General features: G+C 46.0%; 23 protein-coding genes and 1 pseudogene. 9 read left to right on the top strand and 15 right to left on the bottom strand.

What is annotated here, in order from left to right; genetic code table 11:
* Positions 1-45: 45 nt before the first annotated feature.
* Positions 46-1296, bottom strand: coding sequence for a PQQ-dependent sugar dehydrogenase (locus tag A4R26_RS25310; RefSeq protein WP_081169323.1), 1251 nt, complete (start codon positions 1294-1296; stop codon positions 46-48).
* Positions 1297-1497: 201 nt separating this feature from the next.
* Here A4R26_RS25310 and A4R26_RS25315 point away from each other — a divergent pair, with 201 nt between their 5' ends.
* Complete coding sequence (locus A4R26_RS25315; protein WP_165760410.1) at positions 1498-1935, top strand: PepSY-like domain-containing protein; 438 nt, start codon at positions 1498-1500, stop codon at positions 1933-1935.
* Between the two features lie 76 nt (positions 1936-2011).
* Here A4R26_RS25315 and A4R26_RS25320 read toward each other — a convergent pair whose 3' ends face one another.
* A complete protein-coding gene (locus A4R26_RS25320; RefSeq protein WP_081169325.1) occupies positions 2012-2830 on the bottom strand; it encodes an acetolactate decarboxylase in 819 nt (272 codons plus the stop codon).
* Between the two features lie 255 nt (positions 2831-3085).
* Between A4R26_RS25320 and A4R26_RS25325 the strand changes: the two genes are divergently transcribed.
* On the top strand, positions 3086-3661 hold the full coding sequence (locus A4R26_RS25325; RefSeq protein WP_081169326.1) for a putative outer membrane beta-barrel protein: 576 nt from the start codon (positions 3086-3088) through the stop codon (positions 3659-3661).
* 237 nt (positions 3662-3898) lie between these two features.
* Here A4R26_RS25325 and A4R26_RS25330 read toward each other — a convergent pair whose 3' ends face one another.
* On the bottom strand, positions 3899-4789 hold the full coding sequence (locus A4R26_RS25330) for a DUF6999 family protein (protein WP_081169327.1): 891 nt from the start codon (positions 4787-4789) through the stop codon (positions 3899-3901).
* 33 nt (positions 4790-4822) lie between these two features.
* On the bottom strand, positions 4823-6706 hold the full coding sequence (locus A4R26_RS25335; protein WP_081169328.1) for a StlD/DarB family beta-ketosynthase: 1884 nt from the start codon (positions 6704-6706) through the stop codon (positions 4823-4825).
* Positions 6707-6852: 146 nt separating this feature from the next.
* Between A4R26_RS25335 and A4R26_RS25340 the strand changes: the two genes are divergently transcribed.
* A complete protein-coding gene (locus A4R26_RS25340; RefSeq protein ID WP_081169329.1) occupies positions 6853-7419 on the top strand; it encodes a sugar O-acetyltransferase in 567 nt (188 codons plus the stop codon).
* A 57-nt stretch (positions 7420-7476) separates the two neighbouring features.
* Here A4R26_RS25340 and A4R26_RS25345 read toward each other — a convergent pair whose 3' ends face one another.
* Positions 7477-8826 carry a serine hydrolase domain-containing protein gene (locus A4R26_RS25345; protein ID WP_081169330.1) on the bottom strand — a complete coding sequence of 450 codons (1350 nt, stop codon included), beginning with the start codon at positions 8824-8826 and terminating at the stop codon, positions 7477-7479.
* Between the two features lie 139 nt (positions 8827-8965).
* On the opposite strand from A4R26_RS25345, the gene A4R26_RS25350 reads away from it, so the two are divergent.
* Entirely contained in the window at positions 8966-9346 is a 381-nt protein-coding gene (locus A4R26_RS25350) for a response regulator (protein WP_081169331.1), read from the top strand.
* 58 nt (positions 9347-9404) lie between these two features.
* Here A4R26_RS25350 and A4R26_RS25355 read toward each other — a convergent pair whose 3' ends face one another.
* The 3 genes and pseudogenes from A4R26_RS25355 to A4R26_RS35980 form a co-directional block, all read right to left on the bottom strand.
* Complete coding sequence (locus A4R26_RS25355) at positions 9405-10706, bottom strand: RagB/SusD family nutrient uptake outer membrane protein (RefSeq protein WP_081169332.1); 1302 nt, start codon at positions 10704-10706, stop codon at positions 9405-9407.
* 122 nt (positions 10707-10828) lie between these two features.
* Positions 10829-10981, bottom strand: coding sequence for a DUF2196 domain-containing protein (locus A4R26_RS25360; RefSeq protein ID WP_341350292.1), 153 nt, complete (start codon positions 10979-10981; stop codon positions 10829-10831).
* Positions 10982-10997: 16 nt separating this feature from the next.
* A pseudogene (locus tag A4R26_RS35980) lies at positions 10998-11045 on the bottom strand (YwbE family protein); the annotation flags it as partial.
* 126 nt (positions 11046-11171) lie between these two features.
* On the opposite strand from A4R26_RS35980, the gene A4R26_RS25365 reads away from it, so the two are divergent.
* On the top strand, positions 11172-11999 hold the full coding sequence (locus tag A4R26_RS25365; protein ID WP_081169333.1) for an SDR family NAD(P)-dependent oxidoreductase: 828 nt from the start codon (positions 11172-11174) through the stop codon (positions 11997-11999).
* A 15-nt stretch (positions 12000-12014) separates the two neighbouring features.
* Entirely contained in the window at positions 12015-12584 is a 570-nt protein-coding gene (locus A4R26_RS25370) for a GNAT family N-acetyltransferase (protein WP_242675015.1), read from the top strand.
* 113 nt (positions 12585-12697) lie between these two features.
* On the opposite strand, the gene A4R26_RS25375 is transcribed toward A4R26_RS25370, so the two are convergent.
* A complete protein-coding gene (locus A4R26_RS25375) occupies positions 12698-12883 on the bottom strand; it encodes a hypothetical protein (RefSeq protein ID WP_081169334.1) in 186 nt (61 codons plus the stop codon).
* A 136-nt stretch (positions 12884-13019) separates the two neighbouring features.
* On the opposite strand from A4R26_RS25375, the gene A4R26_RS25380 reads away from it, so the two are divergent.
* From A4R26_RS25380 to A4R26_RS25390, 3 genes are all read left to right on the top strand, one after another.
* Positions 13020-13652, top strand: coding sequence for a DUF4142 domain-containing protein (locus A4R26_RS25380; protein WP_081169335.1), 633 nt, complete (start codon positions 13020-13022; stop codon positions 13650-13652).
* Between the two features lie 352 nt (positions 13653-14004).
* Entirely contained in the window at positions 14005-14892 is an 888-nt protein-coding gene (locus A4R26_RS25385) for an EamA family transporter (protein ID WP_081169336.1), read from the top strand.
* Positions 14893-15016: 124 nt separating this feature from the next.
* A complete protein-coding gene (locus A4R26_RS25390; RefSeq protein WP_081169337.1) occupies positions 15017-15565 on the top strand; it encodes a carboxymuconolactone decarboxylase family protein in 549 nt (182 codons plus the stop codon).
* Between the two features lie 127 nt (positions 15566-15692).
* Here A4R26_RS25390 and A4R26_RS25395 read toward each other — a convergent pair whose 3' ends face one another.
* From A4R26_RS25395 to A4R26_RS25420, 6 genes are all read right to left on the bottom strand, one after another.
* Positions 15693-16943 carry an erythromycin esterase family protein gene (locus A4R26_RS25395; RefSeq protein WP_081169338.1) on the bottom strand — a complete coding sequence of 417 codons (1251 nt, stop codon included), beginning with the start codon at positions 16941-16943 and terminating at the stop codon, positions 15693-15695.
* A 24-nt stretch (positions 16944-16967) separates the two neighbouring features.
* The gene (locus A4R26_RS25400; protein ID WP_107685901.1) at positions 16968-18443 is read right to left on the bottom strand and encodes a glycoside hydrolase family 28 protein; all 1476 of its coding nucleotides are present in this window, start codon (positions 18441-18443) and stop codon (positions 16968-16970) included.
* A gap of 13 nt (positions 18444-18456) precedes the next feature.
* On the bottom strand, positions 18457-19899 hold the full coding sequence (locus A4R26_RS25405; RefSeq protein WP_081169340.1) for a RagB/SusD family nutrient uptake outer membrane protein: 1443 nt from the start codon (positions 19897-19899) through the stop codon (positions 18457-18459).
* 38 nt (positions 19900-19937) lie between these two features.
* Positions 19938-23144: a SusC/RagA family TonB-linked outer membrane protein gene (locus tag A4R26_RS25410; protein ID WP_081169341.1), complete on the bottom strand. Its 3207-nt coding sequence runs from the start codon at positions 23142-23144 to the stop codon at positions 19938-19940.
* A 153-nt stretch (positions 23145-23297) separates the two neighbouring features.
* On the bottom strand, positions 23298-24437 hold the full coding sequence (locus tag A4R26_RS25415; RefSeq protein ID WP_081169342.1) for a FecR domain-containing protein: 1140 nt from the start codon (positions 24435-24437) through the stop codon (positions 23298-23300).
* 57 nt (positions 24438-24494) lie between these two features.
* Entirely contained in the window at positions 24495-25100 is a 606-nt protein-coding gene (locus A4R26_RS25420; protein ID WP_081169343.1) for an RNA polymerase sigma-70 factor, read from the bottom strand.
* Between the last annotated feature and the right edge of the window lie 117 nt (positions 25101-25217).

Genomic DNA, 25217 nt, shown 5'->3' on the forward strand with positions numbered 1-25217 from the left:
TAGGACGGAGTTCCTGTGTGTGATTTATAAATATTTGAGCAAAGTTTATTTCTTCTTCCCGATCCTGTACATACGCCCTGCATCTGTTACGGCATACAACGCTCCATCTATGCCCATAGTGATATCCCTGAACCGCTGGCTTTCCTTTTCCAGTAACCGCTCTTCCCCTGTTACTTTGTTATCCTTTATAACCAGGCGCACAATATGTGGTTTGTTCAATGCGGCAATGAACAGGTTATTCTTCCACTCCGTCATGCTGTCGCCACTGTAAAATGTCATACCGCTTGGCGATACTACGGGGTCCCAGTAATAAACGGGCTGCTCGAGGCCATCCTGTTGGGTTATACCTTCACCCACTTTGCCGCCGGCGTATTCGATACCGTAGGTAATTGTGGGCCAGCCATAGTTCTTTCCGGCACGTATAAGGTTCACTTCATCGCCGCCTCTTGGCCCGAATTCATTTTCCCAAAGATCGCCGGTTTCGGGATGCCAAGCCAGGCCCTGCACGTTGCGATGGCCATATGAATAGATCTCCGGTCTTGCATTATTCTGACCGGCAAAAGGATTTCCGCTTGCCGGCTGGCCGTTCGTGGTTATGCGAATGATCTTGCCCAGTCCTGAATTGAGCGACTGTGCCTGCGGTCTTGTTTCAATATCGGAGCGCTCGCCGGTACTTACCACCAGGTTACCGGTTTTATCGAACAGGATCCTGCCGCCATAATGCAGGTTGCTGTTATGGGCTGGTGTAGCGCGGTATATAACCGTTGCATTTTCGATGCGCTGTTCATCTGTTGAAAGCTTACCTTTTGCTACGCTGGTAAGGTTGCCACCCTTTGTATTTTCTGAAAACACCCAATACACCATTCTATTACTACTGAAAGAAGGATCGAGTGTCAATCCCAGCAATCCGCCCTGCCCCTTGCTGTTTACTTCCGGGATGCCGGAAATTGGATTACCAGCTTTGCCATCAGCAGTTACAATGCGCATGGTGCCTCCTTTTTGTGTTATCAGGAACCGGCCATCGGGCATAACGGTAATACCCCATGGATTTTTAAGATCAGACGTCAAAACAACCGCTTCATACGGAGCTTTCGTGGTTACCCCGCCAATGCGGGTCTGGCCTGCAAAGGCAGGCTTATAGTCGGCATTAGGCTTTTCAGTTTCCACCGGCGATCCCAATGTATCACCTGTGTTCGCTGACCCTGCATTTGAACTGTCGGTTGCAGCAGGATCGCTGTCATTACAAGCAATGGCCGTTACTGCAAAACAAATAGCTAAACAAATTAACTTGTACATATTGAGTAATTTTTTTATGGGCGGAAATAATTCATCAATGTTTATACCGGCTGGTGGTGCTTTGAACTAAACCTCCATTATAACCGGATCATTTCTTCTGTAAACTTATCAAAAACAATTGATTCGCAATATGTCCAAAATTATCATCACTTTATTAAGTTTACTGGCTTACTATTTGTGACCTGATTGAAAAATATGCGTATGAAAAAGATGATTTTTGTTTGCCTGCTAACCGCGGGTTGTATGCTGGGCTCATACGCTCAGGATAATTTAAAAGAAAAAGACCTGCCGCCTGCCATTCAAACAAGCTTTAAAACTGAATTTCCCAATGCTAAGGATATTGAATGGAAAATGAAGGACGGCAAATACAAAGTAGAATTTGAAGTAAACGGTTTAGACCATTTTGCCAAATACGGCACCGATGGTAAATTGATGGCAAAAGGAATGAAGATCAGAACATCTGAGCTTCCCAATGCAGTAGCAACAGCTGTAAAGACTACCTATGCCGACAGAACTATTGATGATGTATACAGGGTTGACAAAGATGGTTCTGCCTACTACCTGGTAAAACTGGACGGTAATCCGGAAACGAAAGTTTTATACTCCGCAGACGGACAGGTGGCAAAGGATAAACACTAAAAGGTCATTGATCGTACAAAAGAAAACTCCGTACCGGCACGATGCCGGTACGGAGTTTTGTTATTTATAAACATCCTTATCGCTCTTTCTGGCCCCGCTCTACGCTTTTGATATCTTCTGCGCGGTTCTTTTTAAAATCGAACTGTTCAAAATCGGCGTTATGCGGCACATGTACCGTATAACTATCGAGCTGGTCAATTTCAATGGTGATCTCATCTGCTTTCAGATCGATGATATGGCCGCCGGCATCTTTTTGGGCCGACAAATAATGAAAATGATACCCCGAGATATTGGTATTATCCATGTATGCAGGCAACCGGTAACCAATGAGATCGCCATTAGCATTATTGAACTCAAAAAAACGTTGCAGGTGCAGCATCGCCGCCAGCGGCGTATGATCATGCGCTTTTACCGGCGGAAAAGCTCTGGTTTTTATATAACTGAATTTTCCATTGATATGAATGGAATAAAGTCCGTTCACATTGGTAAGAACGCTGTCGAGCAAATGAAACAACGACTCCTTGTTTACGTTGTGAATAGTGAGCTTTTTCTCCGGATGAAAAAAACTGACCATCGCAAACGGCGTCAGTTGCTTATCATCTACCTGAAATGTTTTCCCCGTGTATTGGGTTTGATAAACCTTTCCCTGGAATACTACCAATTCACCATCGAGTTTGTCAGGAGCGCCCAGCCCGAAATTCCCGTGTTGCTTTAACAGCCTGTAAGAATAATTGCCATCGTATAAACCGCCTATCAGCCCGGCGCCTACGCCTACCGTGTACAGGTTGTTCCTGAGAGTATCTGCCTTATCGCTTTGGGTTGATGGAATAAACGAGGTACCCGAAAACACTGTTACGGCAAAAACGGCAGCCACTGTAGTTATTATGGTTCGCATGGTCAGGTATTGATAATTTGATCGCAAATATATTGATGCAAAGCAATTTTAAAGAATATGATTGTCTTGCATTCTTTTCCTGTAATGCCGTTGGTTAGACATCGCTGGCGCTGCGTCATTAAGCGTGGCATGAGGTAAAACTTGCGCACCATACCGGTTACGTGGTATTTTATTCCATATACGAAACACATCACTATTGCTAAACTACTACTTATTCACAGGTACGATTTTTATGCATTGGTTAACTAAAACGTTATGAAAAAATTATTTACGCTAATGATTGTTTTGCAGTCAGTCATTATTGAGGCAAAATCGCAGATCCAGGCAGGAAATGTAATGGTGGGCGCCGATATTGCCGATTTCAATCTTGGATTAAATGAAGGAAGCAACTTTTCCATTTTCCTCGATCCGAAACTGGCCTACTTCTTTACCGATAACCTTGCTGTAGGCGGATATTTGAAGTTCGGATTGGTTACTTCGAAGGGAGCCGGCGAAAGCATCGACTATGGGCTGGGATTACTGGGCCGCTATTATCTTAGCAAGGATATAAATGTAGTTCGCAATTCCCGTTTCTTCGTTGAAGCAAACGCAGGCATCGAAGGCACCAATCCTGCTTCCGGTGAGAACACCAATGGACTGGGCCTTGGTTTTGGACCAGGCTGGACCTACTTCCTCACACCTAACGTGGGTTTGGAAGCGCTTATAAAATACAATGGGATTGTCGGATTTGGCGAAAGAGCAACTTCCAGCAACCTGTTATTGTCCGTTGGTTTCCAGATCTACATTCCTTCTGCCAAACTGGAAAGACGGCTTAGAGAAGCTACCAACTAAAAGCAGGCATATGACCGCATGATAGACCGTAAAGGCTTCAGGCCGCTGAAGTCTTTATGCTTTTTTCCAACTCCATTAAAGTAACTGCATTAAAAGCAGCGTTCCGATAAATATGCTCGCTTTTGGGATGCGGTAAAAAACAAAAAAAGCATACCATTGCCTGCTGCCGGCAGATACCGGTCGATCACAATGATTTCCCCGACAGTTCAGTCAAGGAGATGGTCATTACAGTATAAATTAGTTTGATCTTTGCGCTTCAAGTTTCTTTTGTACCAGCAAGGCATGCAATACTTCGGTTGACAAGCCATGCAACGTAAGCCTGAATGCAGCCGAAGTGGTAGGCAGCGGGATCATCGGATGTTTATTGTTCAGGGCTACCAGCTTTTCCGGACAATTCAAAATAGTGGCTGCGTACAGGCCAATTACTTCATCGAGCTGTAATGAATTCGAGGCACGCCAGAAATCATTATCGGTTAAAAAGAACTGGTACACCGGGGTGAATATTTCAATGGCGTTTGAAAGATCGAGGCAATTGGTCCAGCGATCACGGAAAGGCGCAAAGGGAAAGCTGTCGTCTGTGGTAATAGCGCTGAAATCGGGATTTTCCACCATCTGAATGGCTATCCCGCTTTTTTTCATCGCATTATTGAGGTTGATGATGAAATTATACAAATTGAGATCATGCTGCAGGAAGAGGTTGTCTTTTACCGCGTTCAGGTCCATGGGTTTTAACGGATGCATGGGAATATCCTCAATATTCTTCACATTATCTTTTATAAACCGCAACACTTCCGAGCCAAGCACAAAATGGCGTAGGATGAGATAATTGGCTTCGGGGGTTATAAAATATTTCATCCCCACATACAGGCTTCTATGCAGCATTTTCGGCGCATTGATCGCATTCGGTAACAGGGCTTTGAAGATCTGTAACAGCATAATTCCCAACCGTGCGAACACCCTTACAAAAGGGTACAGGAATTGTTTTGTTTTCCGGCTCGAGTCATATAGGAAAGCCGCTTTGGCATCCGGGCTGAACGGAATGCTTTTATCGAGGAACAGGGCGTGCCAGTGACTGGGGTCTCTGGGATTGTTTTCCAGGTTCTCAAAGTATTCGCGTTTATGTAGCATAAAAATTTGTTTTGGAATAACGGTTGTTCACTATCAATAATTGCCTAACTCATGCAATTGCATTTTATACAACCGGGCGGTTATTTTAGCTGTCTTTACAATGCGCGCAGCTATTGCTTCCTGTAACAGGTCACTCTGTATCGCTTTTTCAAAACGCTCAAAATGGTTATCGTTGGCGTCGCTGGTTTCGTGATAGATAAAAAACGACACCTGATCGTCGTGCAGCCGCAGTTGCTCCTGTATGGCGCGGCCCCATTTACCGGCCAGCCTGTTACCCAAACCTTCTATGATAAACATGCCGCCCAACAGATCGAAAGGATTGGGCTGACTGGCCTTATGGAACATAAACGCGCTTAGCGCTTCGCTGCCAATATTCTTTTCGCCTCTTTGTAATTCTTCATATGTACCGCCACAGGCAAGATAATTTTTTTCGAGGATCTGGTAATCGCGGTGCTCATCGCGTGAGTGGGTAATAAATGCGGAACGGATATCGAAATATTCGATAGTAATATTCGAAGCGGCCCGCGCTATCCATTGTGAGCCGTCAATTACCTGCTGCCGCAGATTGACGAGTAATAATTTATAATCTTCGAGGGTAAGCGAACCATTGTATATCTTTTTTACAATGGGAACCTGGCGCAATTCCGATTCAAAATCTACCCATACCGATGTAAGCTGCCGCACCAGCCATTCCTGTACAGGCTGCCCCGCCGTGCGAATTACCGGCGCTTCTATTGCATCGGTTGTACTTATTGAAACTGCAGGCGCAGCATCTTCAGGCGCAACAACCGTCAACTGCATAAAGGAAGTGATAAACCGGCCGCTCTCGGGCACCATACATAGAAGTTTTTGTCCGGCCCGGAGTTTACCCGAATACAGCATCTCTTCCAGCATCAGAAATATGGAAGCAGCGCCCACATTCCCCTTGGTATGCAAATTCGTGAACCATTTTTCGGGTGGTATGGTGCAGCCGCCTTTTTGCATCAGGTCTACGATCTGCGGTTTGAAATATTCGGATGAATAGTGACACAGCAACCAATCAAGCTGGTTAGGGTCAATACGTCCTTCATCGATCAGGTTAAAGAAATGTTGCACGCCCAGCGGAACGATATGCTGAACCAGTTTAAGGTCCTGTTTCAGGTTGATGGCAGAATCATTATCAGCCTCGCTGAATGAATTGTAATTCATCCAGCTTCCGGTTGAATGGCCATTGTTCTTGTTGGTGCCGGCATACATGCACACATCGTACAAATGGGCATTCGAGCGAAGGTCTATCCAGTCAATTTGTAAACTCAACTGTTTACGCGAGGGTTTGTTCTCGAGTAACAGGGCGCCGGCTCCGTCTGACAACATCCAGCGCAGAAAATCGGTTTCAAGGTCAAGGGTATTTTTTTCCTTTACCAGCGCCTGTTGTTCAAACCGCTTTGCTTTAAACATACGGCTTGGCAACTCACCGGCACAGGCAATGGCGTTAACGGCCTCGCCTGCTTTTATATGCAGCCATGCATTCTTTATAGCCATCATACCGGCAGCGCATACACTCTGGTGACTGGCCACTTCACATTGGGCCAATTGTGCATCGCCATGCACCATACTGGCAAAACCGGGCACCGGCAGATCGCCCTGCGTAGTAGCCGCGGATAAGAACCGGATCTCATTTTTCGCTTTATCTGCTTTTTGTAAACAGCTATGAATGGCAGCGGCCGTCATGCCGCTTACGGTATGCGTGGTTTGCTGGTTTTTATCGATGGCGTAATAGCGGGAGGTAATTCCGTTTTGTTTGAGCATTTTCTGCCTGGTGCGGGAAGGTTTTCCAAACAGGAAACCGAGATATTCTTCTACTTCTTCATTTGAAACGGGCGCCCCGGGCAAATAAGCGCCGGCGGCTGTAATATAAACAGGGGTTTGGGAACTCATAATTAAATGGTGTTTAATGCTGCTGCAATAACAGCTTTATGCAGAAGATATTGCGGCAATATCCTGAATTAGTCGAAAAAAAACCGTTGTATTACTTAAATAAATGTTAACCGTAATACAGGCATGATTTTTACGGCTGAAAATGCATGAGAACAGAAAAAGAAAAAATGCTTGCCGGTGAGTTGTATGACGCCCTTGACCCGCAACTTTCCGAAGAAAGGCTCAAGGCCCGGCTGCTCATCAAAGAATTGAACGATTCAGGGGAAGATCAGCCAGCGGAGCGCGCGCGCATACTGCAGGAGCTTATTCCCAATGCAGGAAAAGGGCTTTGGCTGCAGCCGCCATTTTATTGCGACTACGGGTATAATATACAACTGGGCGATAAAGTATTTTTCAATTTCAATTGTGTGGTACTCGATGTAACGTTTGTTACCATTGGCAGCCGCACTTTGTTCGGCCCCAATGTACAGATCTATACGGCCACACATCCTGTCGATCACAGGGAGAGGGCTTCTGGTCTCGAGTTTGCCAAACCAATTACCATTGGTGAAGATGTTTGGGTGGGCGGAAGTGCGGTGATTTGCCCGGGTGTAACTATTGGCGACCGCAGTGTGATCGGCGCCGGCAGTGTGGTTACCCGCGATATTCCGGCCGATGTATTTGCTGCCGGCAATCCGTGCCGGGTTATAAGGCATTTAGGGGAGGGAGAATAATCACATAAAAAAAGCCCCAACTATGGGGCTTTGTATGTATGCGGTTTCAGCGAATTGCTATTTGATCTTCGGGCATTTTACTTCGGCACCGTTCTGAAACAGAATAAACCCATCTATCTCCTGTTTATCGTTCCTGGTAAACTTGAGCTGAATATCCGGTTCTTTTACAAAGAAATTGTCCTCTTTTTCAGGATGCAATACTGCCGGGCGTTGATTGGTTGGCGTTGCGATCAGCTCACTGCCTTTCAATTCGATTACCAGGTTCAATCGTTCGTTGATCGTATACTCGCCAATGTATTGCTTTAGCTTGTCCTCAGCCAGTACAATCGCTTTTCTGGCCCTCGGCACTTCATACGGTTTGTTGTACAGGATGGCATATATGTCGTTCGTGATCTTACTTAAACCGCCTGAAGAGGCATTCGACAACAATACAATGCATACATCATCAGCAGGCAAACGGGAAAAATTGGAGGTAAACCCGTGAATACCGCCGCCATGTGAAAGCACTCTTTTTCCATAAACGCTGTCGATACTCCAGCCATACCCGTAATGGTTTTTTACAGGTGTATATGCTTTTTCCTGCTGCGCGTTAGTAAGTACAATGTTCTTAAGCAGTCCCTGGTGCCAGCGCAACAGGTCTTCTGTAGTTGAATAGATAGCGCCGGCTGAAAAAGAAACCGAAGAATCGACGATCGTCGAAGGAATAGTATCTTTTTCGGTTACCGCAAAATAACCGGTTGATTTATATTTATCCTGAAGATGCGTGAAATCGAAACCACTATGTGTCATTTTCAACGGCTTAAAGATGTAATCATGCACAATCTGCTCATAAGGTTTTTTTGTTACCGACTCAATAATATAACCCAGCAATAAATAAGCGCTGTTTGAATATGACCAGCCTTTACCGGGTGTAAAACCAAGCGGATTATCTTTGAACATAGCCATCATTTTTTCCATATTGGCAGGTTTCGTTACCTCATTCTGCATAAACGTTCTGTCGTTCGTATAATTATAAATGCCCGAGGTATGCAACATCAGGTTCTCAATAGTGATGCTGTCACCCTTTGGGTATTGTGGAAAATATTTACTGATGGGGTCCTGAACGCTTAGTTTTTTTTCTGCCTGTAATTTTAGAATAATAGTGGTAGTAAATTGTTTGGTAACCGAACCTATCTGAAAGACCGAGTTCTTATCATGTAATACACGGTTGGCCAAATTGCGATAACCATAGCCTTTATTGAGCAGCACTTTTCCATTCTTTGTTACCAGTAAGGTACCGTTGAATTTATTCAGTGAAGTATAAGCCTGCATCAATGTATCCAGTTGCGCTGCCTGGTTCTGCCCAAAACCTGCACAGGAAACGCACAAAAAAGCCAGCGACATAAAAGCAATAAATATTTTCTTCATATGCTAAGTTTTACTAATTCTTTCAGGCGGTGTTGCCCGTTTTAGTTTTCAGCTCAACCCATTTGACGCAGGATCCCCGTTCTTGTTACAGCCTGGCACGCTTTTTTAATTGTCAGCAAAACAAACCACATTCTTTTTTATGAAAACTAAAACTGCAAAAGCTGTCCCCAAAAAGGCCCTGATCATTGAAGATGAAGGCGATCTTTGCCTGTTAATAAACATTTTGCTCGATGGAAAAGGAATGGAAGTGGAGCATGTTCAAAGCCTGGCCAAAGCGGAAGAATTCCTGCAACAGGAAAAACCATCCCTGGTATTGCTCGATAATCGTTTACCCGACGGATTTGGTATCGACTTCATCGGCCATATTAAAAGTCAACATCCTGCTGCAAAAGTTATTATGATCTCCGGTGTAGACGCTGCCGCAAGTGACGTTGCTATTGAAAATGGCGCCGATGTATTCCTCAAAAAACCGTTCACAAAAGCGGAACTATATAAATCAGTAAATGAACTACTGGCATAATCTACAACCTGTTGACAAGAAAAGGCCGCCATCGGTTTGAGACGGCCTCTGCAACGATTTACCTTGCGGCAGGTATCGGCATTTTTTCCCATACATCATCACCCGGCCGGTCAACAGGCAATGAATTTAGCCTTGAATACCGGCGCATATCAACCCAGTAATGCCCTTCGAACGCCAGCGAGTAACGGCGCTGGTACAGCAGATCGTTTATCAACGCAGCCTGGCTGATGCCCCCGGCATAGGTGGTCAGGTTGTGGCTTGTCCTGATCTTGTTAAGGGCAACAATACCGTCAACCAAACTGTTGTTCCGGATCTTAGCTTCTGCATAGATCAATATCAACTCTTCATTGCGGATAACAGGTATGCTGGTTACATTCACCGGATATATCCATACGTCGCGATCGGAAATCAATCCATCCTGGGTTTTTGAACTGGTTCGTAGCGGTGCTTTGGCAAGCCTGTTATCACCGGCAGAAATATTCGATGCAAAAGACGGATGGGCTAACCGTACATTGCCGGTTTCATTTCTCTTAATAAAGAGCGGGTTCAGGATATCGCCCTGAAAGGTGGCAAACGCATGTTTGGGACCAGCATTAAAATTGCCATTCAAATCAAAAAACGATTCGTTCAATGCGCTCAATGCGGCCGTCCATTGTTCCCGGTAAACAGCCACCCGTGCAGCAAGCGCACGGTTGAATTTTATAAATCCCGGCGCATCGCTGTACTCATCGAACCCCGAAGGCAATGGCGGTAAGGCAGCACCTGTAAGCGCGGCTTTTCCTTCATCGAGCAAACGGGCGATGGAATCGAGTGCAGCCGCCTGTGGTACTACCGATCCCGAAGAAGGGTTGTCACCAGCCAGGTTGATGTATATTCCATTGGCGCCCGTCAGGTTCAGGTTCATCAGCAATTCATGAGCGATAATAGTTTTTGCAACACCGGCAAAACCCCTGCGTTCTGCATCCGTGATGGTGGTAGATCTGCCGGCTCCTCTTATCAATTGCAGGCATTCCTTTATCACTTTATACCGGGCCTGCCAGGGGCCGGTAATATAAAACCGGCTATTGCTTAACTCAACACTACCACTGCCCAGCAGATCGGTTGTATAACGTTGTTCCGTGGGTGAAAACCGGTAGATCTCGCGCCCTGTTACACCGGTAACATCGAAGTAATTATCCAGCGCCAGGCGCATATTGAGCACCGTATTGGTAGTAAATTCTTCCAGCTTTTGTTTTGTTGGGTCATTACCCAATGGATCGCCGGCGCCGTTATCTTTATCTTTTTTACAAGCCTGCAAAACAAATATGAACAGCAATGCGGCTGACATTACCGTTTTGAGTACAGGATAACTTTTTTTCATAATAGAGGGTTTGACAATAATGGGCGAAAAATAGGGTATTTATTACAGTCTGTTTAGTGCTTTTTGAGTGATATAAGATCACATTCAGAAAAGACGGTTCAAGCTGCAAATACCCCCGGCCGTTAATCTTCGCCATCAGGATCAACCACATCTATTTCTGCCACGCGGCCAACCTGCCCGTCTTCCAGCCGCACTTTTATCCCTCTTGAGTGATAGGCAGCAGAGGTGAGCAGGTCTTTTACTACCCCATAAAGTGAGTTTACCGTTCCGCTGATCTTTTTTTAGGATGATCGCCACCTCCAGACCAGGATAAATATCTTTTCTATATTGACCGTTCATATTCTTTCTTTTACCAGCCTGCAAAAATACAATTTGTCGCAATATCACCCTGCGATTGTCGGGATCTGCCCTGCCGGTTAGCCGGTTATATTGTAGGTTTACAACAATCAGTCAAAACCTACCACCATGCTTCAACAAAAAAACGCCGTCATCTATGGCGCGGGCGGTTCCTTAGGCGGCGCCGTTGCCAAAGCGCTTGCCAACGCCGGCGCTACTCTTTTCCTTACGGGCCGCAATGCCGGGCCGCTGGAGAAAATCGCCGGTGAGATCCGTGCTGCAGGGGGCAAAGCTGAAGTAACGCTAGTAGACGCAATGGATGAAGATGCCGTACAGCGTCACCTGGAAGATATGGTGCAGCGCGCAGGCCTGGTAGATATATCGTTCAATGCCACCGGTATTGATGTGGTTCAGAATATTCCATTGACTACTATGTCAACCAAAGACTTTCTGGATCCCATTACCCATATGATGCAAACCCGGTTTATAACAGCAATTGCCGCCGGCAGAGTGATGATGAACCAGGGCTCCGGCGTTATATTGTCGTTAACGGCTACACCGGGTGGTATTGGCTACCCCTATACAGGTGGGTTTGCACCGGCATGTGTTGCCATTGAAACGCTGGCGCAAAACCTGGCTTCAGAACTAGGCGCTTATGGCGTTCGTGTCGTAAATATGCGCTCCGGCGGTTCACCCGACTCCCGGGTATTTAAAGAGGCGATGGCGCAGGCCCCCGAAGAAATGGAGGTGATACTTACAAAAATGAAAGCCGATACCATGTTGAAAAGAATGCCCCCAATGGCCGATATAGCCAATGTAGCGGTGTTCCTTTCGTCTGATATGGCGGCGGGCATCACCGGCGTTACCGTTGATGTTACCTGTGGCACCACAGCTGCGCTGAATTACCGGGTAGCCGTTTCAACCGATTCACGGGCCGGGCAAAAGCTTGCGTCATAAAAACCGGCAGATCAAATGAATTCTGGTAACTTTGCCGCCATGAAAGTGTATGCCGAAACAGAAAGATTAAGGCTGCGGGAACTGGTGCCTGCTGATGTTGACGGTTTTTTTGAAATGGACTCCGATCCGGATGTTCATATTTATTTAGGCAGCCAACCACTGCAGCAAAAAGAACAGGCGGCAAATGCCATTCAGTTCATCCGGCAGCAATATATCGACAATGGTATCGGCCGCTGGGCGGTCATTGAAAAAAATACAAATACATTCGTTGGCTGGGCCGGACTAAAACTAATTACTGAACCAACCAATAACCACATCAACTACCTCGATCTCGGTTACCGGCTTTCCAAAAAATATTGGGGTAAAGGTTATGCATCGGAAGCAGCAGCGGCTTCACTCACTTACGCATTTAACGAGCTATATGCTAATCAAGTATACGCTATTGCCGATTGTAACAACACTGCATCTAACAGGATCCTCCTAAAAACCGGGTTAATACTTGTTGAGACATTTGTTCACCACCATGTCCCATGCAACTGGTACAAAACCGACAGGCTTACATTTGAAAGCAAACAACTCAAATAATAAAAGCAGGCAGTCATCTGGATTTATACCGGACAACTGCCTTAACAAATAAACTTTTTATTAATTGCTACGATTACTCAATACGGGGCGAATTTTCCGCCGTCCTATACGGCTCAATGCTTTTTATGCTGACCGGGCTTTTCATTCCTGTGATCCTTTTTATTATGCGTAACATCATCCCCCTTTACGTCCTGTTCTTCGTTCTTTCTACTATCGAGATTGTCTTTATTTTCCGGTCTCATATGCCTGTCTTTTTGCACTTTAGGACTTGTTGATGGCATGCTTTCATTCTTTTTCATACAATGCTATTTTTATAATAGCTGCATCAATTAACCTGCCAGCGGAACATCGTTCCGCCATTCATATGGCCTGTCATTTGAGGTATATGTAAGGAAGATCGTAATGCTATTTTGATAATTTTTAAATAGTAAAACTATGAGACACTTATTTTTTTTACTGCTTATTGCCGGCGCAATGGCATGTAAAAACAATCAGAACGACGAGGACAGCGTTAGCATTGCCAAAGAAGCAAACAGAGATAATTTGCCCCGCGACAGTAATACCGCAATGAGTGATGATGAAGCCGGGCCCACTATGGCTGTAGACAGAGTTGATGCCGACTTTGCCGTTGAAGCCGCCAATGGCAGTATGATGGAAGTTCAGCTGGGCGGTTTGGCAAAAACACATGCAGTCAATGCACGGGTTAAAAATTTTGCAACGATGATGATCGCTGATCATATGAAGCTGAATGAAGAACTGAAAAGAATTGCAACGGCCAAGAATATTACATTACCGCAGGCATTGAGCGACGAGGCCGCGAATAACATAGAAAGACTGAACAAAAAGGAAAAGGGGGAATTTGACAGAACGTATATGCGAATGATGGTTAACGATCACAAAAAAGATCTGAACGAGTTTGAAAAGGCAGCCAAAGATTGTAAAGACCCTGCATTGAGAAGCTTTATTCAAGAATCTATACCGGTGCTGAAAAAACACCTTGATTCAGCCCGGGCCATTGAAGAAATGTTCGATGTGGGCAACCAGCAACCTTCTCCTGCATATCCTTAATACAAATAACATGTAATTGATATAAGATCGAAAGAAAGGTCCCCGGGGCCAGGCAAGAAAGGGTGTGCTATTCGCCTTCCCGTAACCGGAACGGTAAATAGCACACCCCTTTTTACACGGTAAGCTTTTTTCCTTATTTTTACTTTACCAATTTACACGTATGGACCTGAAATGTTATTCAATTCTTCCCCCGCCCGTAATTTAACAGGCAAAAAAACTGTCGGTTAAATTATTCCATTTGCAATTATTGCAATAAAGTTTCCCATTTACAGCTTGTAACAGGGCCTCAGTTGTTTTGTCTGTTCTCACCTGCATTTATTTCTCTTACAACATTCAAAACAACGAATAGACAATGTCTAAATATATTCTCATGGTGTTTACCGGGGCATGCAGCTACGGTATACTCTCCACATTAGCCAAACTCTCATACAAGGAAGGATTTAATGCAGCGCAGGTTTCATTTGTTCAGGCGCTTATGGGCGCACTGGTGCTTTGGGCAATGGTGATAATACACGAAAAAAGAAGTTGCGGCCACGAACAGCCATCGCCCCTTTCCGGAAAAAGCATTCTTTTGTTATTACTTACAGGTGCAACGATAGGTTTAACAACATTTCTTTATTATTTATCGGTTCAATACATACCGGCATCCGTTGCCATCATTGCACTTATGCAATTTACGTGGATGACCGTGCTGCTCGACTGGTACCTGCTGAAAAATGCGCCGGGCGCCATGCTGCTGATCGCGATCGTCTGTATATTGGGCGCTACCGTTATGGCTTCAGGCGGACCGGGTTCTATCAAATCCCTATCACTTACCGGTATTTCGGTAGCCCTTGCATCTGCGCTATTTTATGCATTTTACATAGTTGCCAATAGCAAGGCCGGTAAAGAAATACCAACCATAAAAAGAAGCGCCATTATGGTCACGGGTGCAGCAATCGCGATCTTTCTTGTAAACTGCTGCCAGTTAAGCCACGGTATTCCGCTCAGCTTTTCCTTTTTTAAATGGACGGGCCTGCTGGCTTTGTTCGGCACCATTATTCCCCCGCTTTTATTTGCCAAAGGCATACCCAACGTAGGCGCTTCCATCAGCTCGGTACTGATGGTAGCCGAAATGCCGGTGGCCATTATATGCGCCTCGCTGTTACTGAACGAACCCATTCACGGCATTCAATGGGTGGGTATGGCCATCATGCTCGGCGCTATTGTTTATTTAAATATAAAAAGCAGGGTGAAATAAGGAAAAAACCGGGTTTAGGGAAAAAATCACAAGTTTTCGGGAAATGTGTCTATTCTCAGGCAGCCATTTGATTTGCAATTTTACATCGTCAATAACGACAAGCAAATCAAAAAAAATAAATAAAATGAAAACGTTCACAGTTCCAACCAGAGAAGAAGTATCAGCAAATAACCAGGCCATTTTCGATACCCTGAAAAAGAAACTGGGTAAAGTACCCAACCTGTTTGCAACCATGGCTTATTCACAAAACGGATTGGGTGCTTACCTCGCCCTGTCAGGCGCTCCCTCTTCACTTACTTCAAAAGAAAAAGAAGTGGTGAACCTGGTAACAAGTCAGGTAAACGAATGTGATTACTGTTTGGCAGCCCATACCGCTATTGCTAAATTAAATGGATTTACAGATCAGCAAATACTGGAAATAAGATCAGGCGCCGTTTCATTCGATCATAAATACAATGCACTGGCTGCCCTTGCAAAAAGTTTTGTTGAGAATTTCGGCAAAGCCGATACGCAGTTATTGAATAACTTTTTTGAAGCCGGTTATACGAACGAGCACCTCGTTGACGCCATCTTATTGATCGGTGACAAAACCATTACCAATTACCTGTATGCCGCTACTAAGATCCCTGTTGATTTTCCTGCGGCTCCGGCTTTGAATGCGGAGGCAGCGTAAATGAACGCCAAACGCTGAACGCAAAACGCTAAATGCAAAATGCAGAATGCAGAACGCAAAAAAAACGCTGAATGCAAAATAGACCTGTTTAGGGTATTTGCGTTCGGCGTTTTGCGTTTTGCCGCTGCTACACCCCAAACGGAAATGTATCAGGCATGGTATTACCAGTTGGTAAATGCAAGGGGTGCAAGGCCTTTGTTGTATCGAGATAAATGAATGCATCGTACCGCTGGCTCATTATCGTTGACACATAGTTACCATATTTTTCCCTGCCGGGGTCATACACCACGCCAATAGCTCGATGATCAATTTCTTCATCATACAGCGCCTCGATCTCTTCTTCGAAAAGCATATAGCGGTTATTTTTGCCCCGCCGGTGCAGTTCCTCCTCTATGCTTCCTTTTCTGGCCGGCGGCACATCCATTTCTTCCATTGGCGCGCCCCATGCTTCGCCTGCTATCACGGTTCCTTCATAACTGCCAAAACCAACCAGGTATACATCATCATCGCCATATTGTTTTCTGCCCAGTTCCCCTATATTGATCATACCTGCATGCAACATATCCGTTGCCCTGGCGTCGCCGATATGCGTGTTATGTTCCCACACAATACCTTTTGAATCCAACCCGTGAAAATACCTTAACCGCTCCAGCGTTTCCATCATATGGGTATCCCTGATGTTCCAGCTTTCATTATCGAACCCGATCAGGCTGCTGTAATACTTTTCGGCATTCACCGCTATCAATGCGTTCTGTTCGGTATTGAACGCCGCTTCACGGTCGCCATTGAGGTATTGCGCTTTCATGCGCACTTCTTTCAACAGCGACAATACCGTATCGCGGCAATTATGCTCTCTTAATGAATAAGCATAGGATTGCTCGCGTTCCCTGAACGGTTCAAAACAATGGATGGCTTTTTTAACGGCGGCGGATGCGGCAGGATCTTCTTTATCGAGGTATTTCAACATGGTGTCCATTGAATCCCACAGGCTGTAAACGTCGAGGCCATAAAAGCCGATCTTTTTTTCGATACTTTTATGACTGTTGTGCTCGCGTAACCATTCGGCCAGTGCAGCTACTTCCCAGTTAGCCCACATCCAGGTTGGCCAGCGATCAAACACCTGCAATACGTCGCGGATATTATCACCGGCATCTTTATATCCCTTTATGTAACGGTTTATTTTATAGCAATCGGGCCAGTCGCCTTCCACTGCAATAAAATCAAAGTCATATTCCTCAATCAATCTTTTTGTAATGGCTGAACGCCAGGTGTAGTATTCGTGCGTTCCATGCGAAGCTTCTCCAAGCATTACCACCAGGCGGTCACCTGCAGCATCGATCAACGCACTGAGATCGTTAGCGTTGGATAAATTATACATCTGTTCTTTACCATATCGCCGCAATTATTGCGCCACGACATTAACCTTGTCAGCTTCCAGCTTTTTAACGCTTTTTACCAGCAACACGGGCAGGTTGCTGCTACCTTCAACCTTCACCCGCGTCATTACCAGGTGATCGATATCAATAGCAGCAAAAGCCGGCCGTGGGTCTGACTGCATATTAACCAACGAAAGATCTGTGACTGAAATATTTTTTACATGGCGTATAAACAGGCCATACACGGGCAAGTTCTTCCAAACGGTTGGTTCGGGATATCCTTTTTCATCTTCCGCTACACTGTCGATCTTTGCAATAAAATCGCCTGGCTTCAGGCCACCCCTGTTCACCAGGCGAAGGTGGCTCAACGAAATATTTTCGATCTTTGCGCCGGGCACTCCTGTTACCGACGCCGTATAATTGCCCGTATTATATGCCGTTATGTTCGAAATGCTTACATTCCGCATAATTCCCAATGGCGGGGCAGGCGCGTCGGGAATATGTTTACGCGCCCGGTTGCCCAACCGAACATACACCGGGCATTCCGTTTCTTCTATCACAATATCATGTACCTGCACGCCTTCCATTATGCCGCCATCGACAATCTCCAGTGAAATACCGCTGATTCCAATATTTGTTCTGCCAAAAACGGGCGGCACTTTACTTATCGATCGCTTTACGACACAGTTACCGATATTGATATTCCTGAACCCGCCTGTCGATTCCGTACCGCATTTGATGGCATTGGTAAAACTGCTTGCAATGCAATTGGTGATCACCACATTTTCACAACCCGCTTTTCCCGTACTTTTCAACACAATGGCGTCATCGTCTGAATCGATGATACAATTCGCTACCACTACCCGGCGGCAACCGTCTATATCCAACCCGTCGTTATTACGGTTGCAGTGGTTATACACCCTGATATTACTTATCTGTACATCTTCACAATTCAGGTAATGCTGATTCCAGATACCCGAATTCAGCATGCTAATACCATCTACCAGCACGTTACTGCACGAGATCAGCAAAAGATTTCTAGGCCTGCCATCGAGGTCGCCACCCGAAGGTGACCGTGGCACCTGCCTGGCCCCCTGCCCATCTATCGTTCCGTAACCGGTTATGCGAATATTTGTTTCTCCCTCTGCGTATAACAATGCATACCACCCACCCGGGTCTTTCTGCGACCGGTACGCCGGTTGTGCCTGCCGGGTGATATCATTCGTATCGATGCTGGCATACAAAACCGCTCCGCTCTCAAAATGCAGCTCTACATTACTTTTCAGCACAATGGTGCCGCTTTTGTAATTACCTGCGGGGATCACTACTTTTCCGCCGCCTTTACTGCTACACGCTGCGATGGCATTATTAATGGCTTCGGTACTTAATTTGCCCGTGTCGCTTTTGGCGCCATAGTCAACTATGTTATACTGTTGTGCCATGGCTGATTTTACACCTGCTGTCATTGCCATGCAGAGCAGGTATTTTATGATCGATCTCATAGTTTGGCCGTGCTTAATATCCTTTGTTTTGTCCGAGGTCGGGGTTCTGGTCTCTTGCAAACTGCGGAACAGGCAATAACAATTTGTCTTCATTTACCGGTTTGCCCTTAGCGGTCAATACGGCCACCGCCCGGCCGGTACGCTTCAGATCGAACCAGCGATGGAACTCCATTGCAAACTCCATCCGCCGCTCATGTTCTATAGCCAGTTCGAGCGTGGGATATTTGGCAGAAGGGTAAGAAGGCGTTCCATATGCGGGCAACCCGGCCCGGGTGCGTACCCGGTTCAGGTATTGCGGATCGCCGGTAACTTCCGTTAGCATCAACAATACATCGGCATATCGCAATACCATGAAGTTGTTGTTGCACGATTCCGCTGCATTCACGATGGGTGCATCGATGTCTTTCCATTTTTTCTGGAACTTGATAGAGATCCAGTTACCGCCTTTGAAATAACCCAGCTCAAATGACGTATCCCTTCTTTTATCGCCCGCTTCATATTCATTGTACAGGTCATCGGTTACCTGGTTCATACCACCGCCAAAACGGGTTATGGCAAAATTCTCGAATGGCGAAAAGGCCGGCCAGTAGATGCTGGCAGGATTATTGGCGCCGCCCTTATACTGTATTTCGAAGATCGATTCTTTTGTATTTTTCTGCGCCGGCGTAGCGCCCCATAATGAACCGAATTCGGGCAACAGGTTATACTGGTTGCCATTATACGAATTGTATACCTGTTGTAATACCTGCATGGCTGCGCCTTTATTACCCATGGTTAAATATACTTTTCCCAGCAGGGTCCATGCTGCACCATTCGATGCGCGGCCTGCTGCCGGCACTTTGTCGGGTGCGGTTAAATGGTCACCGGCATACTTCAGGTCATCTACAACCTGATTATATACCTCCGCTTTAGGTGTGCGGTTCGTGATAAAAGCTTCGGCCGATGTAATAGGTTTTGTCACCAGCGGCACATCGCCCCAGGCCTGTACCATATAGAAATAATACAGGCCACGCAGGAACCGCATTTCTGCCATTACCTGTGTTTTGTATGCATCGTCGAGGGTGGCAGCCTGTATTTTTTCCAGTACAATATTCAGGTTATACATGGAAGTATACGAGTCGTTCCAAAGCTGGTTCACTACATTGTTGGCCGGGTTGAGGGTATAGTCCCTGAATGCCCACCTGTCGCCCACCGTTATACTGCCCGAACCTGCTACCTGGAAGATGGTGGCATTGTCACTCATCAGTTCGCCGCAATACGAAATCAACCCGGTTGGCCCATACATGGTATATAAGGTGGAATAGGCATTATTGACCGCCAGATCGAAATCGCTTTTTGTTTTAAAGAAATTGCTGGCATTGCTGTTCGATACCGGCGCCAGCTCAAGGAAAGATCTCTTACAACCGGCTGCTATCGCTGCTATGAAGAATATAAATAGAATGAATTTCGTTTTCATAATTAAGCATTTTTTAAAACCGTGCCATGGTTAAATTTTTAAAGATCTACCTTTATCCCGAAGGTAACCGTAATGGGAATGGGATAACTGCCGTAATCGGCGCCCACCATCAATCCGGGCGGGAAGGTCGTATTGGCGGTTGCGGCATCGGTTCCGGTTGAATAGATGCTGTTCTCCGGATCGTACCCAACGTATTTACTGAACACATGCACGTTCTCGGCATTTACGTATACGCGCATGGTTCGGAACGATAATTTGTTGGTGACCGCCTTTGGTAAAGTATATGATAAACGAACATTTTTTATTCTTACAAACGTGCCATCCTCTACCCAGAAACTGGAGAACTGGGTTTGCATACCTTTGTACTCGGCATTGGGTTTGAATGTTTTTCCATCACCGGGCTCCTGTTCAGACTTCCAGTAGTTGCCGATGGAAGCATAGGCATTGCGGCTGTCGTTCCAGTATTTGTTATAGCGGGTTTGCTGGTTCACGATCTCGTTACCAAACACCCCGTGCAACATAAAGGAGAACTCGAAGTTTTTGTAATTAAGTGTGTTCACAAGGCCGGCCGTAAAATCGGGTTGGGCATTACCCAATACCGTTCTGTCGCCGGCATCTATCTTTCCATCACCGGTTACATCGCGCACTATGGGATCGCCGGGTGTTACTATTACACCGGATGGATATTTAGGGCCTTTATCAATTTCATTCTGGTTATTATATACCCCGTCGAAAATATAACCCACAAAATTACTGATGGGCTGGCCTACCTCTGTTACAAAACGGCTGCCCCACTCTTCCACGATCACGGGTGCATTGTTAGGCCCTAATTGCAGCACTTTATTCCTGTTGGCAGCAATATTGAAATCGGTGCTCCATTTAAGATCGCTGTTCACACTGTTCTTTGAAGAAATGGCCAGTTCCACGCCGCGGTTACGCACCTTGCCAATATTGGTCAACTGGGTTGCGAAGCCGGTGAGAATCGGAACCGGTACATTCAGCAGCAGGTCCTTTGTGGTGGAATTATAAAATTCTGCGGTTATGTTCAGGCGGTTGTTCAACGCGGCTACATCGAGCCCTACATTGAACTGGTTTGTTTTTTCCCATTTCAGGTCAGGATTGGGAATAGTGGTTACTCTAATGCCATTCACCACATTATCGCTGTACACGTATTTTGAACCATCGAGCAAACTGATGGGACCATAATTCGGGATCTGGTTATTACCGGTTGAACCATAGCTTACGCGCAATTTCAAACTATTGATGGCCGATACGTTCTGCATGAACGACTCATCGGAGAGGAGCCAGCCCAGCGATAAGGAAGGAAAATAACCCCAGCGTGAATCCTGGCCGAACCGCGAGCTGCCGTCGCGCCTGATGGTTCCGTTCAAAAAATACCGGTTCCTGTAGCTGTAGCTTACACGCGACAACCACGACAATAACGCCCATTCACCGGCTGTGGTCGTACTTAAGCTATAGGTACCGGCCGCATTGAGGGTTTGCACCAGGTCGTTGGGATAATTGGTTGAGCGCTGTTGCGAAGTATCGCCCCGTTGCTTTTGCGCGGTATAAGCCACTATGGCGCCAATGGTATGATCGCCGAATGCTTTATCATACGAAAGCGAGTTCTCACTCAGCCAGTTCAGGTTACTATAGGTGTTGTACCGGCCTTCTGCAGGTAATAAGGTACTGTATCCATAACCGGCATTGGTTTGCCAGAACCAGTTGTAGTTGCGTTGCGTGAGTATGGCATTGGCGCTGCTTTTGAAGGTAAGGTCTTTTACAGGTTTATATTCTATATAAGCACCGGCAATGGTATTATAGGCCTTGTTCAGTTTATCGGCATACTTTATCATGGAATACGGATGCCATAACTGTACGCCATAAGCGGTGAACCGGTTCCAGGTACTGTTGGGATCGAGGAAACCGAGATTACCATTTTCGTTATACACGGGAAAGATAGGATCGCTTTGCAAGGCAAGGCTTACCACATCCGATTTACCTTCCACGCCATCTATGCGGCTGTGCATACCGGTAAACGAAAAGTTTAAACCGGCGGTCACTTTCCCGGTGATCTTTTGCCTGATGTTCATACGCAGCGAAAGCCTTTTGTAGAAATTATCGATCACTACGGCGTCCTGGTCGAGAAAGCCCGCAGAGAAAAGGTATTGCGCCCTGTCGGTTCCGCCGCTTACTGATGCCTGTATGTTTTGCGACTGTGCGGTTCTGAAAATCACATCCTGCCAGTCGGTACCTTTGCCGAACTGTTGCGGGTTGGTTAAAAAGTCGGGCGGTATCAGGTAGGTCTTACTGCCGCCGCGGGCGCTGTTGGGGTCGGCTGCCGACCGGCCGGGGCCCGATGCTACCCAGGCATTGTTGCGCGCATCGATATAATATTTGATCCATTGCTGGGCATCCATAAGATCGACCTTGCGGTTCACTTTCTGCAAACCCAGTTCATACGCCAGGTTTACCTGTGGTTTACCGGCCTTGCCCAGTTTGGTGGTAACGATAATTACGCCATTTGCGCCACGCGATCCATAAATAGCCGCAGAGGCCGCGTCTTTTAGTATTTCAATAGATTGAATGTCCTGAGCATTGATGATATTCAGGTCGAAATTTTCCATGGCCATACCATCAACCACATATAAGGGGTTTGTACCGGCTGTAATAGAATTGATGCCTCTTACCCGAATGGTGGGGCCAAATCCCGGCGCGCCCTGCGTGGTAGAGATATTTACACCGGGCACCGTTCCTTCAATGGATTGCGCCACGTTGCTCGATGAGCGGTCTTTGAACTGTTCTGCCGATACCGATACTACCGAACCGGTAACCGCCCGTTTGCGTTGCGAACCATAACCTATTACGATCACCTGGTCGAGCGAACCGGCCACGTCTTTCATTTTAACCACGAGCGAAAGCGTGATATCGTTCTTTATATTATAGCCTGAGAGGGTTTGGCTTTCATACCCTACAATGGAAAAGGTGAACTTATACGGGCCACCGGCCGGGATGCGGGTGAATGTAAATATACCGGCGCTATCGGTACTGGTGCCCGAAGTGAAATTATTTGCGGTGTTGCGGATGATGACCGAAACACCCGGCAGGGCATCACCATTGGCGTTTTGAACAATTCCTTTTACAATACTTGAATTTTCCTGTGCATACAGCAGTTGGGAGAGCAGGAGATGAAGTAGCAGGATAAGGGCATAGCATGGCCCCGACTTAAATACATTAAATCTCATATGGCGTATCGTTTTGTGTAAAAAGAATACAGGCCGAAAGCTGAAGGCCAAAAGCCTAAAGCAATTCCATTTTTTGCCTTTACTTTATGCCTTAAGCTTTGGGCTTTAGGCCGGTAACGCTTCAGGCAATTCAAAGGCGCATGACCGATTAAACTATTTGCTTATAATATAAGTACTGTTCTGCCTTGTTACCGTTAGGTTATTAAGCGTTGCGATTTGCTTTAATATATTATCAACTGAATCCGTTTTACTGAATTTCCCAATGAAATACATTTTTTCAAGATCGGTTTTCGAATACCTTATTTCAACACCGTACATTTCTTCGAGTTGCTTAAACACCTGCGCCAGCGGCTGGTTATTGAACATGTACCAGGAACCTTTATCGGCAGGCACAGAAGGTTCCGGCGCCTCGTGTTCTTCCTGAACTTCTTTTTTGGCAACTTCATTATTTAAGGTGAACCGTCGCACACTGGCCGTATACTGTTTATTGCTATACAGCAACTCTTCGCCCGGCGCCAGGAAGAAATCCCTTTTCATTTTTGCATCGATGCCGTCCGTTTCTTTCACCACTACCCTGCCTTCATATAATTGTACGGTAATGAATTCGTGGCGTTCAAATGCCGTTACCGAAAATTCCGTTCCCAGCGCGGTGGTTGCCAGCCGGCCACTGATAACGGTAAAGGGCCTTGTTTTATCTTTTGCCACGATAAACCGCGCCCTTCCTTTCAGCACAATATCCCGTTTGTTACCGGGGAAAGGTTCGCTCCATTTTATTTCGCTCAGGGGGTCGAGCATTACTACCGAGCTATCTGGCAAAACAAATCGTTTTGCTTTGTTGGTGGTATTGATCTCATACCGGGTTACAACGTTTGCTGTTTTATTTTTTTCAACGGTCGCCACTGCAACATGACCATTCCTTTTCTCTGTATCGCGCCACTTAAAGCCAATGGCAATGATCAATAATACGGAAGCGGCTGCAGCCGTAGCTATCAATATACGGCGAACAGTACCTTTTTTTCGTGATTCACCGGTATAATCTCTTTCACTCCCGCTCCAGCGCGGGGCATCCTGTTCCACAATTTTTTGAAAGTAAGCCCACTCTGCTGCTGCATTTATTTCATCGGGAGCCTGTTTGTCGTTCATCAACTGCCAGGTGTTTTTCAATGCTTCATAATATTGCCTGTTTTCCTCACTGGCACTTAACCATTGCAACAGTGCGGCCTGCTCATCGCTGTTCAGTTCGTTGCAAAAATGTCGCGTAATTAAATCGTCTAATTGCTCGCTGTTGCTCATGTTCTGATAATATTACGGTTGAACAAACACTTACCGTGACAAGCGCACAAAATATTTTTACGGTATTATTTTATTGATAATCATTATTATGAAAAAAAGTGTGAGGTAGCCGGCGAGTTTTATGCGTAATTTTTTCAAAGCGCGGCTCATTTGCGTTTCCACGGTGTTTACCGAAACATTCAGCTGCCGTGCTATTTCGGCATACTTCAATCCCCCGTACCGGCTCAGTTCAAAAATGGTGCGCATCTGATCGGGCAGTTCCGACACGGCGCTGTCGATATCGGCCTTTAATTTTTTGGCTTCGAAGTTCTGCTGTGGGGTTGAGGTCTCGCTTTCATGCCGCTGCTGCACGAACCGTTCGAACCGCTCCCGCACTTTGGCATGCCGGAGAATATCATGACTGGTATTCATGATCACCTTGTGCAGAAAGGCCTTTATGGGCATATCGGGGGATAACGCACCGCGGTTCTTCCATAATTTTATAAAAGCGGTATGCACCACTTCTTTGGCGATGTCGGTATCGAAGCCGTATTTATGCCGGCACCAGGCACATAAGGATGCGAAGTGTTGTTTGAAGAATTGTTCAAAGGCAGCTCCATCGTCTTTTATGACAAGCATCAGTGCATCATTGCTATCAGGATTTAATGTGTGGTCAGTGCGCATGAACACCCGTACTTTTAGCAGTTAGTTAGCAAGCTATTGATTTTTAACAATCGTCGCGGATAAAGATAATGATCATTAATTATACCGGTAACCCGCACCATCCCGGGTTCAGCAACC

The sequence above is a fragment of the Niastella populi genome (assembly GCF_002078015.1).
Taxonomy (GTDB): Bacteria; Bacteroidota; Bacteroidia; order Chitinophagales; family Chitinophagaceae; genus Niastella; species Niastella populi.

What these genes read in the sequence shown, in the direction of transcription:
- A4R26_RS25375 (WP_081169334.1), bottom strand. Translation starts at nt 12,883, where the DNA reads ATGAAAAAGAATGAAAGCATGCCATCAACAAGTCCTAAAGTGCAAAAA.
- A4R26_RS25320 (WP_081169325.1), bottom strand. Translation starts at nt 2,830, where the DNA reads ATGCGAACCATAATAACTACAGTGGCTGCCGTTTTTGCCGTAACAGTG.
- A4R26_RS25345 (WP_081169330.1), bottom strand. Translation starts at nt 8,826, where the DNA reads ATGAAGAAAATATTTATTGCTTTTATGTCGCTGGCTTTTTTGTGCGTT.
- A4R26_RS25405 (WP_081169340.1), bottom strand. Translation starts at nt 19,899, where the DNA reads ATGAAAACGAAATTCATTCTATTTATATTCTTCATAGCAGCGATAGCA.
- A4R26_RS25390 (WP_081169337.1), top strand. Translation starts at nt 15,017, where the DNA reads ATGAAAACGTTCACAGTTCCAACCAGAGAAGAAGTATCAGCAAATAAC.
- A4R26_RS25350 (WP_081169331.1), top strand. Translation starts at nt 8,966, where the DNA reads ATGAAAACTAAAACTGCAAAAGCTGTCCCCAAAAAGGCCCTGATCATT.
- A4R26_RS25325 (WP_081169326.1), top strand. Translation starts at nt 3,086, where the DNA reads ATGAAAAAATTATTTACGCTAATGATTGTTTTGCAGTCAGTCATTATT.
- A4R26_RS25370 (WP_242675015.1), top strand. Translation starts at nt 12,015, where the DNA reads ATGAATTCTGGTAACTTTGCCGCCATGAAAGTGTATGCCGAAACAGAA.
- A4R26_RS25385 (WP_081169336.1), top strand. Translation starts at nt 14,005, where the DNA reads ATGTCTAAATATATTCTCATGGTGTTTACCGGGGCATGCAGCTACGGT.
- A4R26_RS25310 (WP_081169323.1), bottom strand. Translation starts at nt 1,296, where the DNA reads ATGTACAAGTTAATTTGTTTAGCTATTTGTTTTGCAGTAACGGCCATT.
- A4R26_RS25415 (WP_081169342.1), bottom strand. Translation starts at nt 24,437, where the DNA reads ATGAGCAACAGCGAGCAATTAGACGATTTAATTACGCGACATTTTTGC.
- A4R26_RS25365 (WP_081169333.1), top strand. Translation starts at nt 11,172, where the DNA reads ATGCTTCAACAAAAAAACGCCGTCATCTATGGCGCGGGCGGTTCCTTA.
- A4R26_RS25410 (WP_081169341.1), bottom strand. Translation starts at nt 23,144, where the DNA reads ATGAGATTTAATGTATTTAAGTCGGGGCCATGCTATGCCCTTATCCTG.
- A4R26_RS25395 (WP_081169338.1), bottom strand. Translation starts at nt 16,943, where the DNA reads ATGTATAATTTATCCAACGCTAACGATCTCAGTGCGTTGATCGATGCT.
- A4R26_RS25340 (WP_081169329.1), top strand. Translation starts at nt 6,853, where the DNA reads ATGAGAACAGAAAAAGAAAAAATGCTTGCCGGTGAGTTGTATGACGCC.
- A4R26_RS25330 (WP_081169327.1), bottom strand. Translation starts at nt 4,789, where the DNA reads ATGCTACATAAACGCGAATACTTTGAGAACCTGGAAAACAATCCCAGA.
- A4R26_RS25335 (WP_081169328.1), bottom strand. Translation starts at nt 6,706, where the DNA reads ATGAGTTCCCAAACCCCTGTTTATATTACAGCCGCCGGCGCTTATTTG.
- A4R26_RS25315 (WP_165760410.1), top strand. Translation starts at nt 1,498, where the DNA reads ATGAAAAAGATGATTTTTGTTTGCCTGCTAACCGCGGGTTGTATGCTG.
- A4R26_RS25420 (WP_081169343.1), bottom strand. Translation starts at nt 25,100, where the DNA reads ATGCGCACTGACCACACATTAAATCCTGATAGCAATGATGCACTGATG.
- A4R26_RS25380 (WP_081169335.1), top strand. Translation starts at nt 13,020, where the DNA reads ATGAGACACTTATTTTTTTTACTGCTTATTGCCGGCGCAATGGCATGT.
- A4R26_RS25355 (WP_081169332.1), bottom strand. Translation starts at nt 10,706, where the DNA reads ATGAAAAAAAGTTATCCTGTACTCAAAACGGTAATGTCAGCCGCATTG.
- A4R26_RS25400 (WP_107685901.1), bottom strand. Translation starts at nt 18,443, where the DNA reads ATGAGATCGATCATAAAATACCTGCTCTGCATGGCAATGACAGCAGGT.